The organism is Nocardioides sp. P5_C9_2, assembly GCF_054049555.1.
This window is the reverse complement of sequence record NZ_JBFUMD010000631.1, coordinates 1-1,762: the sequence shown is the minus strand read 5'-3', so window position 1 is coordinate 1,762 and position 1,762 is coordinate 1. Positions and strand designations below refer to the sequence as shown.

Genomic DNA, 1,762 nt, shown 5'->3' with positions numbered 1-1,762 from the left:
GAGGTACTCGTGGCGGGTGCGCTGGCCGGGCTCGCGGTAGGGCTCCTTGGTCAGCAGTCCGGCGTCAACAAGCTCTCGTAGTCGCGAGGAGGCGACGGTCTCGGTCAGGCCAGCGCGACGGACGAAGTCATCGAAACGGGTGGTTCCGTAAGCGGCCTCCCGGAGCAGCAGCATCGCCGAGCGGGTGCCGACCACTTTGAAGGTGCGTTCGATGGGGCAGAAGTCGGGGCGGGCCATCCGGGCGGGGTCGGCGAGGCGGCCTTCGAGTTGCACGGGCATGGATTCATCGTATCGGCTGACTTGGCAAATACCTAGTCAGACTCTAGAGTCCTGACTGTGTCTATCCCCAGTCAGACCCGGACCCGACTCGTCGTCCTCGTGGCGGTCGGCGCCGCCTTCATGTCGAGCCTCGACCTGTTCGTGGTCAACGTGGCCTTCGACGACATCGGTGCGAGCCTCGGCGTCAACCGGCCCGGTGGCCCCACCGCAGGTGATCTCAGCTGGGTCCTGAACGCGTATGCCGTCACGTTCGCCGCGCTGCTGGTGCCGTTCGGGAGGCTGGCCGACCGCTACGGGCGCAAGCACCTCTTCCTGGGTGGCCTGCTGCTGTTCACGCTGGCGAGCGTGGCATGTGCGCTCAGCGGCAGCGTGTGGGTGCTCGTCGCCTTCCGTGTCCTGCAGGCAGCAGGGGCCGCGGCCATGACGCCGACCAGCCTGGGCATCCTCCTCGCGGCGCTGCCGGCGGAGAGACGGATCGGCGGGGTACGCCTCTGGGCCGCGACGGGTGCGATCGCCGCAGCGATCGGCCCGAGCGTTGGCGGGGTGCTGACGCAGTTCGGCTGGCAGTGGGTGTTCCTGATCAACCTCCCCGTGGGCGCGGCGCTGCTGGTGGTCGCCCTGCGCGAGGTGCACGACGTGCGATCCGACGACGAGGCAGGTGTGCCCGACCTGCTCGGAGCCGTGCTCTTCGCCGCGTCGGTCGGCCTGCTCGCCCTCGGCCTGGTGAAGAGTCCGGAGTGGGGCTGGGCGAGCGGACGAACAGCCCTGGCGTTGGGGCTGTCCGTGGTGCTGGGAGCCCTCTTCGCGCTGCGGTCGATGCGGCACCCCTCCCCGGTCATCCATCCCGAACTGCTGCGCGTCACCACCTTCCGGTGGGCGATCGTCACGATGGTGCTGTTCAACGTCTCCTTCGCGATCAACCTRCTGGTCGGCATCCTGTGGCTGCAGCAGATCTGGGGCTACTCCGCGCTGCAGACCGGCTTCGCCGTCGCCGTAGGGCCCGTCCTCGTCCCGGTGACCGCAGCGCTCAGCCACCGGTTCCTGTCCACTGTGCGACCGGCCCGGCTGATCACCGCGGGTTCCTTCGTAATGGCGCTGAGCTCGCTGTTCCTGGCGCTGCGCATGGGCCCGGAACCGGCGTACCTGACCACCTACCTGCCCGGTTGGCTGCTCGGCGGCGTCGGGGTCGGGCTGGCGCTGCCCAACCTGATGGCTGGCGCGACCCACGACCTCGCGCCACACCAGGCAGCGACAGGAAGCGGCGTAGTCACCATGGCCCGCCAGATCGGCTTCGTCATCGGCGTGAGCATCCTGTTCGCAATCGTGGGCGACGGYGTCGGCCTGGTCGCGATGGACGCGTTCACCACCTGCTTCCTTGTCGCAGCGGCAGTCCTGGTGGCTGCAGCCCTGACCGCCTTCGGCATGGCCGCTCGGGTCCGTCCTACGGAGGCAGCGCCTGCTCCGGGTCCGATCTCTGGGAGCG

At 69.1% G+C, this 1,762-nt stretch carries 2 protein-coding genes; one reads left to right on the top strand and one right to left on the bottom strand.

Features of this window, described 5'->3' with window-relative positions; translation table 11 throughout:
- Positions 1-279, bottom strand: a 279-nt coding sequence (locus ACXJKL_RS20430) for a winged helix-turn-helix transcriptional regulator (RefSeq protein ID WP_457208825.1), incomplete at its 3' end; no start/stop codon positions are given.
- Positions 280-336: 57 nt separating this feature from the next.
- Here ACXJKL_RS20430 and ACXJKL_RS20425 point away from each other — a divergent pair.
- On the top strand, positions 337-1,762 hold a 1,426-nt coding region (locus ACXJKL_RS20425), incomplete at its 3' end, for an MFS transporter (protein ID WP_457208824.1).